Source organism: Mesorhizobium sp. Root554, from assembly GCF_001427025.1.
GTDB lineage: Bacteria > Pseudomonadota > Alphaproteobacteria > Rhizobiales > Rhizobiaceae > Mesorhizobium.
This window is the reverse complement of the sequence record NZ_LMGA01000001.1, coordinates 2,676,275-2,692,812: the sequence shown is the minus strand read 5'-3', so window position 1 is coordinate 2,692,812 and position 16,538 is coordinate 2,676,275. Positions and strand designations below refer to the sequence as shown.

The following is a 16,538-nucleotide window of genomic DNA, read 5'->3' as shown; positions in this document are numbered from 1 at the left end:
CGGCGTCCTACTTCTTGAGCTGGTCGCGCAGGGCGGCGAGCTTGGCGAAGGGAGAATCCGGATCGACGCGCGCCGGGCGCTCCTCGCGCGGCTTGTCGCGGAACGCCGGCTTGCCTTGCGGGCCGCCATTGCCATCGCGGCGACTATCCTTGCCGCCCTTGTTCCAGTCGGGGCGGTCGCGCCGGTCCTGCCGCTCGCCTGGTGACCTTTCCCCTTGCGGTCTTTCGCCGGGCTTGCCCTTGAAGCGGTCCCGCCCGAAGCGCTCGCGGTTGGCCGGGCGTTCGCCGGCAGGGACGGTCTGCTCGCCGGCAGGCTGTCCCTGGCTGGCGCGGTTGCCGCGCTGGCGTTGGTCGTGACGATGGCCGGCGCGATGCCGGTCGAACCGTACCTGTCGCCACAAGAGGACGGGCTTGGGCTCCTCGATTTCCGCGCCTTCGGTCGCAGGCTGCGTCTCGGCAGTTTCCGCCTTAGCCACCGGTTCGGTGGTTGCGCTTTCGCCTGCGGCAGATTCCGGAGCAGCGGACTCGGCGGCGACAGATTCCGAAGGGGCCTCTTGCGCGACCGGAGTTTCCGCCGCCTCAACCGGCGGCTCAGCGCTGGCTGTGGAAGGTTCGCCGGCAGCCACCTCAACCGGGGTGGGCTCCTCTTCCGATCTCGCATTGTCGGGAGTGTCCTGCTCGGACACAGCTTCTTCGGACGCTGTTGGAGTCACCGTTTCAGCCGGCCCGGCAGCCGTTTCCGGGTCGTTGGGGTCAGTTGCCTGGGCTTCGCCAGCTTCCGCGGCAGCTTCCACCTTTGCCGCTGTCTCCGCCGCCTTGGCTTCCGCCGCTTCCCTGGCCGCGGCATCGATGGCGTCCAGCCGGGCCTTCACGTCGGCCGCGGGTTTCGCTTCCGATCGATAGCCAAGCCCCTTGAGAACTTCCTCCATGTCATCGGCGGTGGCGCCGAGGATCGACATCATCGGCGGCGTCACCATGAAGGCGCTGCCGTCATAAGCGCCTTCCGGACGAGGCCCGACGCCCGGCTTCCAGCTCGTCGCAGGCCGGATCAGATCGGCAAGACGTTCGAGGATATCGACGCGCACGGCGCGGCGGCCGAGATTGCGGTAACCGGCAAGCTTGTAAAAGGTTTTCTCGAAAGCCGGATCGATGACCGCGGATGTCCTGCCGGAAGCCAGCGCATGAACGACATCGCCGAAGCCGGGCTTGTCCTTGCCGTCGTTCTTAAGCGCCCACAGCAGCGTAACAAGCCCGGCAGGCGCGGGCTTGATCAGCGTCGGCACGAAGACATGGTAGGCGCCAAAGCGCACGCCCAGGCGGCGCAGCGCCGCTCGGCCATCCTGCTCCAGCGATTTCATCTCCTCGGCGATGTCGCGCCGATTGATGAGGCCGAGATGCTCGACGAGCTGAAAAGCGATGCCGCGGGCAATGCCGGAAAGCTGTTCGGCGTCGCGCAGATCGACCAGTGGCTTGAGCAGCGTCTCGATCTGAAAATTGACGAAGCGCTCGGCACGGGCCGCAACCTTGTCGCGCGCCGGCCCGGTCAACTGCTCGTCGGCCAGCAGCACGAGGCGCGGCTTGAGCATGTCCTCGCCAGCGACCAGCGTGCCCACCGGTGCGCCGATCCAGCGCAGCACGCCGTCCGACCCCAGGGCTATGTCGTTGTTGCCGGAGGCGGCGAACCGTTCGGCCCGCGCTTCGAATTCGGCCGCCAGCGCCTTCTGCGCGGCGGTGCGCACCGCCTTGGCATCCTCGCCGCCGGCGCTCTGGTCGGCCGTAAAGCGAAAACCCTGCAATTCTCCAACGTGATGGCCTTCGACCAGCACGGTTCCGGTCGCGTCTATTTCCGCTTCGGGCATCGTATTTTCTCTCAGGCGCCGCATAAGGACGGAAGTCCTGCGGTCTACGAAGCGTTTCGTCAACCGTTCATGCAGGGCATCCGACAATCTGTCTTCGATTTCTCGGGTCTTTTGCTGCCAATGTGTCTGATCGGCAAGCCATCTAGGCCGGTTGGAGACGAACGTCCAGGTGCGGATCTGGGCGATGCGGTGCGACAGCGTATCGATATCGCCTTCGGTCGTATCGGCGCGGCGAACCTGCTCGGCCATGTATGTCTCGTCGACATGGCCGTGCCTGGCGAGGTCCATATAGATCGAGGCGATGAGGTCGGCATGCTGGGCCGGTGCGATCTTGCGGTAGTCGGGCAGGGCGCAGGCTTCCCATAGCAGCGAGACGCGCTCAAGGCCGGTGGCGAGGGCGCGGATTTCGCTATCCTTGGAAAGAAATTCGAGCGCCTGCGCATCCACCGCCGGCAGCGCACGCGTCAGGCCTTCGACCGGGGCGCTGGTTTCGATCGAGCGCTTCAGGGCATCCAAGCTGGTGAAATCGAAGTTCGCGGTGCGCCACTGCAAGACCTTCACCGGCTCGAACTCATGGCTTTCGAGCTTGTGGATCAGGTCATCCTCGAAAGGATCGACCTTGCCGGTGACGCCGAAGGTGCCATCACGCAGATGGCGTCCGGCGCGCCCGGCGATCTGGCCGAGTTCGGCGGCGGTGAGCTGGCGGTACTGGTAGCCGTCGAACTTGCGGTTCTGGGCGAACGCGACATGGTCGACGTCGAGGTTCAGGCCCATTCCGATGGCGTCTGTGGCGATCAGATAGTCGACATCGCCCGATTGATAGAGCGCCACCTGGGCATTGCGGGTGCGTGGCGACAGCGCGCCGAGCACGACGGCGGCGCCGCCCTGCTGGCGGCGGATCAGTTCGGCGATGGCGTACACTTCGTCGGCCGAGAAAGCGACGATGGCGGTGCGGCGCGGCAGGCGCGTCAGCTTCTTGGAGCCTGAATAGGCGAGATGCGAAAGACGCGGCCGCGTCACCACCGACACGCCTTTCAAGAGCCGCTGCAGAATGCCGTGCATGGTCGCCGCGCCGAGCAGCAGGGTTTCCTGGCGGCCGCGCAGGTGCAGGATGCGGTCGGTGAAGATGTGGCCGCGTTCGAGGTCGCCAGCCAACTGCACCTCGTCGATGGCCACGAAAGCGGCATCGGTTTCGCGCGGCATGGCTTCGACCGTGCAGACGGAATATTTGGCGCCGGCCGGCTGGATCTTCTCCTCGCCGGTGATCAGCGACACCTTGTGGGCGCCCACCTTCTCGCACAGGCGTGCATAGACCTCGCGCGCCAGCAGGCGCAGCGGAAGTCCGATGACGCCGCTTTCGTGGGCGACCATCCGCTCGATCGCCAGATGTGTCTTGCCGGTGTTGGTCGGCCCCAACACGGCGGTGACGTCGCGCCCGGAGAGGATCAGCGGTTCATTCGTTTTCGGCTGGATGTTCATCAGTGTGGGAGGACTTTTCTCGCCCGTGATCTGACCGTGGTCGTCTGGAATGCACAGCCTGGCGGCTGAGGGATGCAATTCTCGACGATACCCTGCGCATTTTTCCTGAAACTGCTTTCGACACATAGGGTCTGACTGGACCAGGTGAAAGCAGAATGTTGCCCGAAAGGCGGCAAGGCTGCTGTCTGGCATCGTTTTCGACGCCGAAATTAAGATATGGAACGAGTCTGGAACGAATCAGCGACGAATCGCTGACTCGGCCCGATTCATGGTCTGTTCACGGCTAAATGTGGATTGGCACGGTAGGATGGGCACCACATGCTGAATCGCTCCAGCGGCGATTTTGCCTGCCGGAGGTCTCGTCGTTAACTTTTGCCGGCGAAATCCGAAATCCGAATGGATTGGAGTTGAGCGAGGTCTGCCAACATTATGAAATTGCTAATATTTCCTAACCGGTTTTAACGCCTTGGGTGGTTTTGGCCTGGTTTGAATTAACATTTCGATCAAAGGCGGAACGAATCAGCGACGAATCAGAGATGGCTTGATTTTCATGGTTTGTTCACCGCAACATCTTGTGTTTCCCACAGCTTATCCACCGACGATTCACAGGTGACAGTCCTGCTTTCAGGGCGATACGAGGTTGGGCCTTAACCTTTGCGTGCCGAACTGGGACGCAGGCAAGCCAACCGGGTCCTGACCTAGCTGCCGATGTTCCTCGTCCCGAGCGCGGCGGCGATCTCTTCGAGGATCGCCGGATCGTCGATGGTGGCCGGCATGGTCCAGTCTTCGCGGTCGGCGATCTTCTGCATGGTGCCGCGCAGGATCTTGCCGGAGCGGGTTTTCGGCAGGCGCTTGATCGTCACCACGGTCTTGAAGGCCGCGACCGGGCCGATGCGGTCGCGCACGAGCCGCACGGCCTCTCTCTCGATCTCCGCGTGCTCGCGTGAGACGCCGGCGTTGAGGACGACGAAGCCGAGCGGCACCTGCCCCTTCATGGCGTCGGCGATGCCGATCACCGCGCATTCGGCGACATCGGGATGCTCGGCCAACACCTCTTCCATCGCTCCGGTCGACAGCCTGTGGCCGGCGACATTGATGATGTCGTCGGTGCGCGCCATGACGAAGAGATAGCCGTCCTCGTCGACGATGCCGGCGTCGGCGGTCTTGTAGTAGCCGGGGAATTCGTCGAGGTAGGCCTGCCGGAAGCGTCCGTCGGCGTTCCAGAGGGTGGGCAGGCAGCCGGGTGGCAAAGGCAGCTTGAGAACGACATTGCCGAGCGTGCCGCGCGGCACCTCATGGCCGGCATCGTCCAGCACGCGGATGTCGTAACCGGGCATCGGCACGCCGGGCGAACCGTATTTCACCGGCAGCATGCCGAGGCCGACCGGGTTCTGGGTGATGGGCGCGCCGGTTTCGGTCTGCCACCAGTGGTCGATCACCGGCACGCCAAGCTTCTGCTCGGCCCATTTGACCGTTTCCGGATCGGCGCGCTCGCCGGCGAGGAACAGGGTGCGGAACTTCGACAGATCGTATTTCGGCACGAACTCGCCCCTGGGGTCCTGCCCCTTGATGGCGCGAAACGCTGTCGGCGCGGTGAAGAGCGCGACGACGCCATGGTCGGCGATGACGCGCCAGAATGTACCGGCATCGGGCGTGCCGACAGGCTTGCCTTCGAACATGACGGTGGTGCAGCCATGCAACAGCGGCGCATAGACGATGTAGGAATGGCCGACCACCCAGCCGACATCCGACGCGGCCCAGAACACCTCGCCGGGCTTGACGCCGAATTCGTTCTCCATCGACCATTTCAGCATGACCATATGGCCGCCATTGTCCCGCACCACGCCCTTCGGCTGGCCGGTGGTGCCGGAGGTGTAGAGCACGTAGAGCGGGTCGGTGGCGGCGACGGGCACGCAGTCGACATTGGCGCCGGCGGCCCGCTCGCGTGCCACGGCATCGGCATAGTCCAGATCGCGGCCGTCAATCAGTTCGCAGCGCAGTTCGTCGCGCTGGAGAATGATGCAGCGGTCCGGCTTGTGCCGCGACAGTTCGATGGCGCCGTCGAGCAGCGGCTTGTAGGGCACGACCCGCCCGGGTTCGAGACCGCAGGACGCCGAGACGATCACCTTCGGACGGGCATCGTCGATGCGGGTGGCGAGTTCGCGCGCGGCAAAGCCGCCGAACACGACCGAATGCACTGCGCCAAGCCGCGCGCAGGCGAGCATGGCAATCGCTGCTTCCGGCACCATTGGCATATAAAGGATGACCCGGTCGCCTTTCTGGACGCCCTGATTGCGCAGCACGGAGGCCAGCGCCACAACCTCGCGCTTGAGTTCGGCGAAGGTGAATTTCCGCACCTTGCCGGTCATGGCGCTGTCGTGGATCAGCGCGAGCTGATCGGCGCGGCCGCCATCGACATGTCGATCGACGGCATTGAAGCAGGTATTGCAGGTGGCGCCGGTGAACCAGCGGCCGTAGACGCCGCCGGCCGCATCGAAGATCGTGTCGGCCGGGCGATACCAGTCGATCGCCTGGGTAGCGTCGGCCCAGAACGCTTCCGGATCGCGTTTCCAGCCGTCGTAGATCTCGTGATACCGTGACGCCAACACCTATCCTCCCAGATATGTTTTCAGCCAGTTCTAGCGTTAAGGCCTGCGTCCCGTCCATCTGACTAAGGACGGACTTCATTCGGCTTTGACGTGGGCCGGCACACCTGCTCAAAGGCATCTGGCTCAAGTATCCGCTCGAAACGAGCGACCGGACGTCCGAAACGGCATGACCAAATTTCTCGCGCTCGTGATTATCGCGCTGATGGCGATCCAGATCATCAAGCCGCTCGGCTGGCCGGGCCTGAAACGCCGCGCCGATTTCTGGAAGCTGGCGGTGCTGGCGCTGGCGGCGACATCGCTCGCCGGTCTGCTGGGACACTGGAGCCCCTGACTCAGATCGCGGCTTCCTCTCCGCCCAGCACGCCGGGCAGCATGTGTTCCGCCCATGCCCGGTAGCCAAGTTCGGAAGCGTGGAAGCCGTCGCTGGCGAAGCCCGCCTCGGGATCGATGATCGGCAGGCGCGGCAGGGCAATCGCGCCGCGTTCATTGCAGAGACGCTCGCCCATGCGGTTCATCTCGCGAGCCCGTACTTCCAGTATCCGGCCCAGCCAATCGGGCATGGCTGGCGCGCGGGTGAATTCGAGTACGGGTGACCAGACAATGCGAGCCTGCGGCCACTTGGCGCGAAGGCCGTAAAGCAGGCCGCCGAAATCCTTCTTGAAGCGGGGCACGGAGTGAAAATTCTTGGTGTCGTTGGTGCCGATCGTCAGGACGATGTGCGTCCACGGGTCGGGCGCCAGATTGGGGAGCACGTCCTGACGTATCTGCGCTGACGTGGCCGAGTTGAACCCCGCGGCCCGCCACCGCACCGCCCTCCCGGTCCGTTCGGCGATCTGCAGCGCGATCTGGTGCGCCAGCCCGTCCTCCGAGCGGCCGATGCCGACCGAGGCGGCCGAGGAATCGCCGAGAACCAGCAAGGCGATGGCCGGCTCGCTGCCTTCGATATCGTGGATGACCGGGCCGGTCGCAGGCACCATGCGCGTCGTGCGCCGGCGCACGCCCACCCCCTGCCAGATATAGACAGGGAAGGCGAGCCAGGTGGCGAGGGCGGCGAGACGGGACATGGGCCAAGGCTTTGACGAGAGCGACGTCAAAAGGCTTAGCGCATCATTCCTGGCAGGTGAACTCCTGCCGGCACGTCATTGGCAACAGTTTGTACCGTGTTCATCGGCGTGCCGGTATTCATCATGCAGGCGAACCCAGTCCATCAGCCCGCCGTAAGGACCGTTTTCCTGTCGGCCCTTGGGCGTCATGTCGAGATAGTCGTAGGTCGTTATCAGCGGTTCGCCGCCGCGGGCGCGCGTGATGAAGGTCAGGAAGATGTTGCCGGCCCCATCCTTGTAGAAAACGCTGGCGCCGGGCAGGTCGCGCGAAGTCAGCGTACGCTTCTGGAAATTGTAGCTGGTATCGCCTTCAGCAATCTGCTTTTCGGTGAAGGAGACCTGCATGTCGAAATTGAAATCGCTGGCGTAGGACGACACCCAGTCGAACTTCCAGCCCATGCGCTGCTTGTAGGGAAGAAATTCGGCCAGCGGCGCGCGCGCCACCACTTTCAGGGAAACGTCATGATGCCTGAGATGCTGGTCGGCGCCGTCGATGTGATCGGCCAGGAACGAACAGCCCTCGCAGCGATAGTCGGCGCCGGGGCCGAACATGAAATGATAGACGATGAGCTGGCTCTTGCCGTTGAACAGGTCGGCCAAATGTTCGGGTCCGCGCTCGGTCTCGAAGACATAGTCCTTCCTGATCTTCAGCCACGGCAGTTCGCGACGCTCTGCGGCGATCTTTTCGCGCAGGCGGGTCAGTTCCTTCTCGCGGGCGAGGTGCTTTTCGTGGGCGCGGAACCATTCCTCGCGCGGCACGATCCTGTTCTTCGACATGGTCTGCTCCTTTGCTGACAAGCAAAGGACGTTCGGCAAAGGCGGTTTGCGACAGGTAACCGCAAACTTTTTGCGGCTCAGTCATGAAAAACCCGGGCGCGAGGCCCGGGCTTGATCCGATCACGCAAGGTGTCGCGGTCAGGCTGTCTTGCCGCCGGCGCGGGAGGCCTGGAAAATGCTGTCGATCGCCGCGCCCAGCGCAGCGTTGAACTGCTCGTCGCTCTGGCCGGCCGACAGGCCTTCGGTCAAGGCGCGCGAGAAGCTGGCGATCATGCCGACATTCTGTTTCAGCTTTGCATTGGCGTCGTCGCGGGAGTAGCCGCCGGAGAGCGCGACCACGCGCATGACGCGGGGATCGTCGATCAGCGGCTTATAGAGATTGGCTTTGTTCGGCAGGGTCAGCTTCAACATGATCTGCTTGCCGGCGGGCACCTCATCGAGATGCTTCCTGATCTCGGCCAGCAGAATGTCCTCGGCTTCCGCCTTGTCCGGGATGGAAATCGTCACTTCGGGTTCGATGATCGGGACGAGGCCATGCCCCAGGATCTGCCTGCCGATCTCGAACTGCTGGGCGACGACGGCGGCGATGCCTTTCGGGTTTGCCGCATCGATCACCGAGCGCATCTTGGTGCCGAATATTCCCTTGGCGACGGCGCGCTTCAGCAGCGTGTCGAGGTCCGGCATCGGCTTCATCAGCTTGACGCCGTCCTTTTCGTCCGCCAACCCCTTGTCGACCTTCAGGAAGGGCACGACATGACGCTTTTCCCAGAGATATTGCGCCGTCGGCGTGCCGTCGATATCGCGGTCCATTGTCTGCTCGAACAGGATGGCGCCCATCACCTTGTCGCCGGTGAAGGCAGGCGACTTGATGATCCGCGCGCGCATCTGATGGACGAGGTCGAACATTCCCGCCTCGTTCGACCAGGCGCTTTCGTCGATGCCGTAAAGCTTGAGCGCCTTCGGCGTCGAGCCGCCCGACTGGTCGAGGGCTGCAATGAAGCCGTCCTTGCTTGCGGCCTGCGCGGCCATGTCCTTGTTCATCTCATTCTCCCACAATCGACGATTTCTAAAAATTCAATAGCTGAAGCGGCGCTTCAACGCCACGACACCGCCGTGCATGGTATCGGCGCACTGGCAGCGTTCGTGACGGCCGTCAAGCCTTCAGCACTTCGACGCCCGGCAGCGGCTTGCCTTCCATCCATTCGAGAAAGGCGCCGCCGGCGGTCGAAACATAGGTGAAATCGTCAGCGACGCCCGCATGATTCAGCGCCGCGACGGTATCGCCGCCGCCAGCGACGGAAACGAGCTTGCCTGCCCTGGTGCGCGCTGCCGCATGCTTTGCTGCGGAAACCGTGGCGGCGTCGAACGGCTCGATCTCGAACGCGCCCAGAGGGCCGTTCCAGACCAGCGTCGCGGCGCGGTCGATCCACTCATTGACGGACGCGACGGTCTTTTCGCCGACATCGAGGATCATCGCGTCTGCCGGCACCTTGTCGATGGCGACGGTCTCGGAGGCAGCGCCAGCCTTGAACTCGCGGGCGATGACGCCGTCGGACGGCAGCACGATAGCGCAGCCGGCTTGCGCGGCTTCGGTCATGATCTGCCTGGCTGTATCCGCCAGATCGTGCTCGCAAAGCGACTTGCCGACATTGGCGCCTTGCGCGGCGAGGAAGGTGTTAGCCATGCCGCCGCCGATCACCAGCGCATCGACCTTCTTCACCAGGTTCATCAGGAGATCGATCTTGGTCGAAACCTTGGCGCCGCCGACAATGGCGATGACTGGCTTGGCCGGCTTGCCGAGGCCTTTTTCGAGCGCTTTCAGTTCAGCTTCCATCGTCCGTCCGGCGTAGGCGGGCAGTTGCCTCGCCAGTCCCTCGGTCGAGGCATGCGCGCGATGCGCAGCCGAAAACGCGTCATTGACGTAGATGTCGCCATTGGCGGCCAACTGCTCTGTAAAAGCGGGGTCGTTCTTCTCCTCGCCCTTGTGAAAGCGCGTATTCTCCAGAAGCAGGATATCGCCATCCTTCATGGCGGCGACGGCCTTCGAGGCTTCCTCGCCGATGCAGGAGGCGGCGAAGGCGACGGGCTTGCCGAGGATCGCCTCGATAGCGGCGGCGATGGGATCGAGCGAGAATTCCGGCGCGGGACCGCCCTTTGGCCGACCGAAATGGGCGAGCAGAATGACCTTGGCGCCCTTCTTCGACAATTCCTCAAGCGTCGGGATGATGCGTTCGATGCGGGTGGCGTCGCTGACCTTGCCGTCGGCGACCGGAACGTTGAGATCGACGCGCACCAGAACGCGCTTGCCTCCCACGTCGCCAATGGCGTCGAGTGTCTTGAAGTCGGCCATGTATCGTTCGCTCCTGCGGAAATCCGGGCGGACCTTACTATCCGCCACGGGCGATGCAAGCTCCGCTGGGGAGCCATGAGACGAAAAACCACGCAGAACGCCGCAGCGTTGGTACGTCAGGATTCGCTCGGGCGTTTTTCGGCTTTGACAGGCAATTGCGGTCCTTCCGCGGTCGCGGTCGCCAGTTCCGACGGCTCGGTCTCAACCTTGACGTCCTTGGGAGCGCCGCGCCAGTTGCGCAACAGGGCAACGAAACGGTCCTTCATTTCGCCGGCGCTGAGGAAGACAGGCACGCGGGCAACCGGCGCCGTCGGTTCGAAAGAGAGGCCGAGGCCGGTGATGCGTCCCTTCTCGTCGACGTCGCGTACGATCAATTCGATCGGTCCGATGGAGGTCCGATCGGCATACTCGGCCTTGCCGCCCAACCGCTGCGTGACGAGTTCGGCAACGGTGAGCTTTTGCTCCTCAGGGGTCAGGCCCGGGCCATAGGCGGCCTCGAGCTCCTCGCCGGAGCGGTTGGGATCGACGGCAAAGGCGCCGAAGAACTCGGCGTCTTCCGGATCGACCACAGCGCGGCTGGCGAACAACCTGTCCAGCAGGCGGGGATAGCGGTCGGGGACGAAAATGTAGACGTGGTCGCCGGCTGCCAGCCGGCCCATGTCCTGAAAACGCATGGAGCGACCGTCGCGCACGACAAGCGACGGACGCGCCCAGCGCGGGATGCGTTCGCCACGGGCCACCGGGCTGCCGGGAACGACGCGGTAGGCAAGCAGTTCGTGGTGGGCGGAACCGGGCAGTTCCAGCTCGACCTTGTCGAGCGGGCCGATGCGCGCCGGTACGATCAGGCCGAGGCGGCGCGCCAACGGGCCGACGGTCCAGCCCTGAACGACGAGCGAGACCAGCACGATGATGAAGGCGGTGTTGAAGATCAGGCGACCATGTTCAAGACCGCTCAGGAGCGGGGTGATGGCAAGCAGGATGGAGACGGCGCCGCGCAGGCCGACCCACGAGATGAAGGCAACCTCCGGCCTCGGCAAGCGAAAGGGCAGCAGGCAGAGCCAGACGGCGAGCGGACGGGCGACGAACATCAGGAACAGGCCGAGCAGGATTGCCGGCACGAGTATGGCCGGGAACTGCGATGGAGTCGCGAACAGACCGAGGATCAGGAACATGATGATCTGCGCCAGCCATGACATGCCGTCCTGGAACCGCTTGATGATGGTGACGGCGCGGATGTCCGAATTGCCGGCGACAAGGCCCGCGAGATAAACGGCCAGAAAGCCTGACCCGCCGATCGTGCCGGCAGCGGCGAACACCATGAGCGACAGGGTGAGAACGAAGATCGGCAGCAGGCCGTGATCGAGGTTCAGCCGCTCGACGAAGCGGACAATGAGCATGCCGCCGATCACGCCGACCGCAGCGCCAAGACCCATGTTCAGGACAAAGCCGAGGATAAGGTCGGTGACCAGCACCTTTGCTTCCGGGTTTGCGCCGGCGGCGATAATTTCCACCAAGGTAATGGTGAGGAAGATTGCGATAGGATCGTTTGTGCCGGACTCGACCTCGAGCGTGGCGCGCACGCGCTCCCGCAGATTGATTTCGCCGGCCCGCAGAAGGAAGAAGACGGCTGCCGCGTCGGTGGAAGCGACGGCGGCGCCCAGCAGGAAGGACTCCAGCCAGGACAGGTCGAGCAGATAGAACGCGCCGGCGCCGAACAGACCGGTCGTCAGCACGACGCCGAGCGTTGCCAGAGAGAGCGCCGGTCCCGCCGCCTGCCGCAGCACTTTCAACGGCGTGCCGAAGCCGGAATCGAACAGGATGACGGCAAGCGCCAGCGATCCGGCGAAGTAGGCGACGCGAGCGTTGTCGAACTGGATGCCAAGGCCGTCGGCGCCGGTGGCGAGGCCGATGCAAAGGAACAGAAGCAGCAAGGGGGCACCGAAACGGAAGGCGATCAGGCTCGAAAACGCTGCGGCGACCACCAGACCGGTGCCGACCAGCGTTATCAGATAGATCGCATGCTCCATGCGGAAAGCACCCCCTCAAGTCCTTGAAAATATGGCTTCATCGCAGAGTGGGGCGAAGGCATGGCCAGTGCAAGGCAAGACCGAGATTTTTTGGTCCTGCCCGATGTTTTTCTTCGAATGCAGGTTGGACCATCGCAAAATGAAAACGCCCGGCCAGAGACCGGGCGTTCAAAATATCAAGAGAAAGCGAACGTCAGGAAATCGTCTTGCCGAAGGCGACGGCCGTATCGCTCATGCGATTGGAGAAGCCCCATTCATTGTCGTACCACGACATGACGCGGACCAGATTGCCGTCGATCACCTTGGTCTGGTCGAGCGCAAAGGTCGAAGACGCCGGGTTGTGGTTGAGGTCGATCGAGACGAGCGGCTCGTCGGTATAGGCGAGGATGTTCTTGAGCGGGCCGTCGGCGGCGGCCATCAGCACCTTGTTGACCTCTTCGACTGTGGTCGGTTTCCTGGAAACGAACTTGAAGTCGATGACCGAGACGTTCGGCGTCGGCACGCGAATCGACACGCCGTCGAGTTTCCCCTGCAGTTCGGGAAGGACAAGGCCGACAGCCTTGGCGGCGCCCGTCGACGTCGGGATCATCGACATGGCCGCGGCGCGGCCGCGATAGAGATCCTTGTGCATGGTGTCCAGCGTCGGCTGGTCGCCGGTATAGGCATGCACGGTTGTCATGAAGCCCTTCTCGATGCCGAATGCATTGTTCAGCACCATGGCGACCGGCGCCAGGCAATTGGTGGTGCAGGAAGCGTTCGAGACGACGATGTGGTCCTTCGACAGCTTGTCGTGGTTGACGCCGTAGACGACGGTCAGGTCGGCGCCGTCGGCGGGGGCCGAAACCAGCACGCGCTTGGCGCCTGCGGTCAGGTGAGCGGAGGCCTTGTCCTTCGAGGTGAAGATGCCGGTGCATTCGAGGGCAATGTCGATGCCCAGTTCCTTCCACGGCAGTTGCGACGGATCCTTGATCGCAGTGACCTTGAATTTTTCCGACCCGACGGAAATCTGGTCGCCCTGGACAGTGACTTCATGCGGGAAGCGGCCATGCACGCTGTCATAGCGCAGCAGGTGCGCATTGGTTTCGACCGGGCCAAGATCGTTGACGGCAACGACGTCGATGTCCTTGCGGCCGGACTCATGGATGGCGCGCAGGACGTTCCGGCCGATACGGCCAAACCCGTTGATGGCAACTCTGACAGGCATGTTTCTCTCCCTGGGAGCGGATGGGTTTCAATTTTGAGACTTCATAGCGGTAGACCGGCAAACAATCCAGCCGCCCGGCCGCCGAAACAGCAGCGCTGGCCCGGCGGAAACTGTTTTTCAGGCGAGGCTATTTGGCATGCAGCCGGGCTTCCGCCGCCTTGGCGGCCGCTTCGGCGGTGATGCCGAAATGCGGATAGAGCTGTTCGATTGAGCCCGAAGCGCCGAAACCCTTCATGCCGATGAAGATGCCGTCAATGCCGATAATGTGGTCCCAGCCTTCGCGGATGCCAGCTTCGATGGCGACATTGATTTTGGCGGCCCCCAACGTCTTCTTGCGGTAGGCGTCGCCCTGCTGATCGAACAGTTCCATGCAGGGAATGGAGACAACACGGGTCGGGTGACCGTGCCCCTGCAGGAGCTTTCGCGCATCGAGCGCGATCTCGACCTCGGAACCTGTGGCGAAGATGGTCACCGCGGCATCGCCGCCCTCGGCGGCGGCGAGTTCATAGGCTCCCTTGGCGCTCAGGTTCTGCGCGACATGCTCGGTGCGAACCGTAGGCAGGTTCTGGCGGGTCAGCGCCAGGGTGGAAGGGGTCTTCTCGCTTTCAAGCGCGATCTGCCAGCATTCCACCGCTTCCACGGCATCGGCCGGGCGGAAGACGTTGTGGTTGGGAATGGCGCGCAGGGCAGCCAGATGCTCGACCGGCTGGTGCGTAGGACCGTCCTCGCCGAGACCGATGGAATCGTGCGTCATGACGAAGATCGACCGTATCCCCATCAGTGAGGCAAGGCGCATTGCCGGACGGGCATAGTCCGAAAAGCACAGGAAAGTGCCGCCATAGGCGATGAGACCGCCATGCAGGGTCAGGCCGTTGATGGCGGCGGCCATGCCGTGTTCGCGGATGCCGTAGTGGATATAGCGCTGGCCATAGTCCGTGGGCGTGATGTTCTTGGTCTGACTGGTCTTGGTGTTGTTGGAGCCGGTCAGATCGGCCGAGCCGCCGATCGTCTCCGGGACGAAGCCATTGATGGCCTCCAGCGCCATTTCGGAGGATTTCCGCGTCGCCACCTTCGGCTTGTCGGCGCTGAGCTTCCTCTTGTAGTCGACGATCGTGTCGTCGAAGCCCTTCGGCAGTTTGCCGTCCATCCGGCGCTCGAACTCGGCTTTCTTGTCGGATTTGCCGAGGCGGCCTTCCCATTCGGTGCGGGTTTTCGCCCCGGTCTTGCCGGCGGCGCGCCAGGCATCCAGGACGTCTTTCGGCACTTCGAACGGCGGCAGCTCCCAGTTGAAGAATTTGCGGGCGCCGGCGATCTCGTCCGCGCCGAGGGGCGAGCCGTGCGCCTTGTTGGTGCCGGCCTTGGTCGGCGCGCCGAAACCGATGGTGGTTTTGCAGGCGAGAAGCGTCGGCTTGTCGGAATGGCGGGCGGCCTCGATGGCGTAGGCAATGGCCTCGGGGTCGTGGCCGTCGACATGCATGGCATTCCAGCCGGAAGCCTGGAAGCGGGCAACCTGATCGGTGGAATCGGCCAGCGAGACCGGTCCGTCGATGGAGATGTCGTTGTTGTCCCAGAAGACGATGAGCTTGTTGAGCTTCAGGTGTCCGGCCAGGGAAATGGCCTCCTGGCTGATGCCCTCCATCAGGCAGCCGTCACCGGCCAGGACATAGGTGTAATGATCAACCAGGTCGTTGCCGAAGGCGGCATTCATGATCCGCTCGCCGAGCGCGAAGCCGACCGAGTTGGCGAGGCCCTGGCCGAGCGGGCCGGTGGTGGTCTCGATGCCTGCGGCATGGCCGTATTCGGGATGGCCCGCCGTCTTCGATCCGAGCTGGCGGAAATTCTTCAGCTGGTCGATGGTCATGTCCTCGTAGCCCGTCAGATAGAGCAGCGAGTACAGCAGCATCGAACCGTGGCCGGCCGACAGGATGAAGCGGTCGCGATCGGCCCAGTGGGGCGCCTTGGCGTCGAATTTCAGGAAGCGCGTGAACAGCACCGTTGCGATGTCGGCGCAGCCCATAGGCAGGCCGGGATGGCCGGAATTGGCCTTTTCGACGGCATCCATGGACAGGAAACGGATCGCATTGGCCATCCGGTCGTGTTGTTCTCGCGTAGACATCGTTCCTCCAACGCCAACTTATTTCAGGGAGTTTGCGCGCTTTCCAGGCTGCGCGACACATATCAGGCCAGCCATTTTAGTCAACAAACTCTAAATCGATTTAGTCCATCTTTGGCGTCGTTCGCCGCCATATTTGGCTGGCTTTCCGCCGTTAGCAGGGGACAGCCGCGAGAGCTTGTTGACGCATGCTTCACCCGGCGCCTAATGTTTCATGAATAAGGCGTTCTGAACGCGCACGATTCGGTGATGGGCAATCACGGGACGAAGGCCATGACCGGCGAAACTACGCTCAAGGAAGTGATCGCCAGACTCGGTAAGGCGATGGAGGGTCTCGAGAACGCCGTCGCGGCTCGTCTCGAGCATGAACGCGACTATTCCGAAGCCGAGGCAGAGGTTCAGCGCATGAATGCCGACCGTTCGCGGTTGGCGCAGGAACTCGACAATTCGGAAGCCCGGGCCGAGCGGCTCGAAGATGCCAACAAGGAAGTTTCGCGACGGCTGGTGACCGCGATGGAAACCATCCGCGCGGTGCTTGATAGGTAAGCCATGGCGCAGGTAACGGTTTCGATCGACGGCAAGCAATACCGGATGGCCTGCGACGAAGGCCAGGAAGAGCATCTTATCGACCTGGCCGAGCGCTTCGACCGGTATGTCTCGCATCTTAAGGAATCGTTCGGCGAAATCGGTGACCAGCGGTTGACGGTCATGGCTGGCATCATGGTCATGGACGAGCTTTCAGAACTGCAAAAGCGCATCATGGGTATGGAGAGCGAAGTGCAGACGCTGCGCAAGACGCGCGACGATGCACTGATCAAGGCCGACAAGAACGATTCCGCCCTGACCGGAGCGCTTGGCGCGTTGGCGCAGCGCATGGAAGATCTGGCGGGGACGCTGACGATCAAGAAAGCCTAGGCGCTCGCCGGTCGTCGTCGGGCACAAGGGCAAACGATTCCCCGGTTCAACCGATATCCGGATTTTCTTGTCCGCAGATGCGTTTCTGCCAGTACGTTCTTCC

At 63.2% G+C, this 16,538-nt stretch carries 12 protein-coding genes; 3 read left to right on the top strand and 9 right to left on the bottom strand.

All coding sequences use genetic code 11. From position 1 onward, the window contains the following. Positions 1-7 precede the first annotated feature (7 nt). Together ASD44_RS13160 and ASD44_RS13155 are read right to left on the bottom strand one after the other, a co-directional pair. Positions 8-3,337, bottom strand: coding sequence for a helicase-related protein (locus ASD44_RS13160; RefSeq protein ID WP_056112687.1), 3,330 nt, complete (start codon positions 3,335-3,337; stop codon positions 8-10). Between the two features lie 698 nt (positions 3,338-4,035). After that, on the bottom strand, positions 4,036-5,943 hold the full coding sequence (locus ASD44_RS13155; protein WP_056112684.1) for a propionyl-CoA synthetase: 1,908 nt from the start codon (positions 5,941-5,943) through the stop codon (positions 4,036-4,038). Positions 5,944-6,112: 169 nt separating this feature from the next. On the opposite strand from ASD44_RS13155, the gene ASD44_RS18600 reads away from it, so the two are divergent. After that, positions 6,113-6,277: a hypothetical protein gene (locus ASD44_RS18600; protein ID WP_156459846.1), complete on the top strand. Its 165-nt coding sequence runs from the start codon at positions 6,113-6,115 to the stop codon at positions 6,275-6,277. Position 6,278: 1 nt separating this feature from the next. Here ASD44_RS18600 and ASD44_RS13150 read toward each other — a convergent pair whose 3' ends face one another. The 7 genes from ASD44_RS13150 to tkt form a co-directional block, all read right to left on the bottom strand. Continuing rightward, complete coding sequence (locus tag ASD44_RS13150; RefSeq protein WP_056112681.1) at positions 6,279-7,010, bottom strand: SGNH/GDSL hydrolase family protein; 732 nt, start codon at positions 7,008-7,010, stop codon at positions 6,279-6,281. Positions 7,011-7,085: 75 nt separating this feature from the next. Then, entirely contained in the window at positions 7,086-7,826 is a 741-nt protein-coding gene (locus ASD44_RS13145; protein ID WP_056112680.1) for a thioredoxin family protein, read from the bottom strand. 138 nt (positions 7,827-7,964) lie between these two features. After that, positions 7,965-8,867 carry a fructose bisphosphate aldolase gene (locus ASD44_RS13140; RefSeq protein WP_056112677.1) on the bottom strand — a complete coding sequence of 301 codons (903 nt, stop codon included), beginning with the start codon at positions 8,865-8,867 and terminating at the stop codon, positions 7,965-7,967. Between the two features lie 112 nt (positions 8,868-8,979). Then, on the bottom strand, positions 8,980-10,176 hold the full coding sequence (locus tag ASD44_RS13135) for a phosphoglycerate kinase (RefSeq protein WP_056112674.1): 1,197 nt from the start codon (positions 10,174-10,176) through the stop codon (positions 8,980-8,982). Positions 10,177-10,292: 116 nt separating this feature from the next. After that, complete coding sequence (locus tag ASD44_RS13130) at positions 10,293-12,203, bottom strand: potassium/proton antiporter (RefSeq protein WP_056112672.1); 1,911 nt, start codon at positions 12,201-12,203, stop codon at positions 10,293-10,295. Positions 12,204-12,396: 193 nt separating this feature from the next. Continuing rightward, a complete protein-coding gene (gene gap / locus ASD44_RS13125) occupies positions 12,397-13,407 on the bottom strand; it encodes a type I glyceraldehyde-3-phosphate dehydrogenase (protein WP_056112669.1) in 1,011 nt (336 codons plus the stop codon). 127 nt (positions 13,408-13,534) lie between these two features. Continuing rightward, a complete protein-coding gene (tkt, locus tag ASD44_RS13120; protein ID WP_056112666.1) occupies positions 13,535-15,523 on the bottom strand; it encodes a transketolase in 1,989 nt (662 codons plus the stop codon). A gap of 270 nt (positions 15,524-15,793) precedes the next feature. Between tkt and ASD44_RS13115 the strand changes: the two genes are divergently transcribed. Together ASD44_RS13115 and ASD44_RS13110 are read left to right on the top strand one after the other, a co-directional pair. Next, the gene (locus ASD44_RS13115) at positions 15,794-16,066 is read left to right on the top strand and encodes a DUF4164 domain-containing protein (RefSeq protein WP_040973690.1); all 273 of its coding nucleotides are present in this window, start codon (positions 15,794-15,796) and stop codon (positions 16,064-16,066) included. Between the two features lie 3 nt (positions 16,067-16,069). Beyond that, a complete protein-coding gene (locus ASD44_RS13110) occupies positions 16,070-16,435 on the top strand; it encodes a cell division protein ZapA (protein ID WP_056112662.1) in 366 nt (121 codons plus the stop codon). Positions 16,436-16,538: the final 103 nt, after the last annotated feature.

Bases quoted from the DNA above. Each gene is read 5' to 3' on its own strand.
- ASD44_RS13135 (WP_056112674.1), bottom strand. From the start codon at position 10,176: ATGGCCGACTTCAAGACACTCGACGCCATTGGCGACGTGGGAGGCAAG.
- ASD44_RS13130 (WP_056112672.1), bottom strand. From the start codon at position 12,203: ATGGAGCATGCGATCTATCTGATAACGCTGGTCGGCACCGGTCTGGTG.
- ASD44_RS13140 (WP_056112677.1), bottom strand. From the start codon at position 8,867: ATGAACAAGGACATGGCCGCGCAGGCCGCAAGCAAGGACGGCTTCATT.
- tkt (WP_056112666.1), bottom strand. From the start codon at position 15,523: ATGTCTACGCGAGAACAACACGACCGGATGGCCAATGCGATCCGTTTC.
- gap (WP_056112669.1), bottom strand. From the start codon at position 13,407: ATGCCTGTCAGAGTTGCCATCAACGGGTTTGGCCGTATCGGCCGGAAC.
- ASD44_RS13160 (WP_056112687.1), bottom strand. From the start codon at position 3,337: ATGAACATCCAGCCGAAAACGAATGAACCGCTGATCCTCTCCGGGCGC.
- ASD44_RS13110 (WP_056112662.1), top strand. From the start codon at position 16,070: ATGGCGCAGGTAACGGTTTCGATCGACGGCAAGCAATACCGGATGGCC.
- ASD44_RS13145 (WP_056112680.1), bottom strand. From the start codon at position 7,826: ATGTCGAAGAACAGGATCGTGCCGCGCGAGGAATGGTTCCGCGCCCAC.
- ASD44_RS13150 (WP_056112681.1), bottom strand. From the start codon at position 7,010: ATGTCCCGTCTCGCCGCCCTCGCCACCTGGCTCGCCTTCCCTGTCTAT.
- ASD44_RS13115 (WP_040973690.1), top strand. From the start codon at position 15,794: ATGACCGGCGAAACTACGCTCAAGGAAGTGATCGCCAGACTCGGTAAG.
- ASD44_RS18600 (WP_156459846.1), top strand. From the start codon at position 6,113: ATGACCAAATTTCTCGCGCTCGTGATTATCGCGCTGATGGCGATCCAG.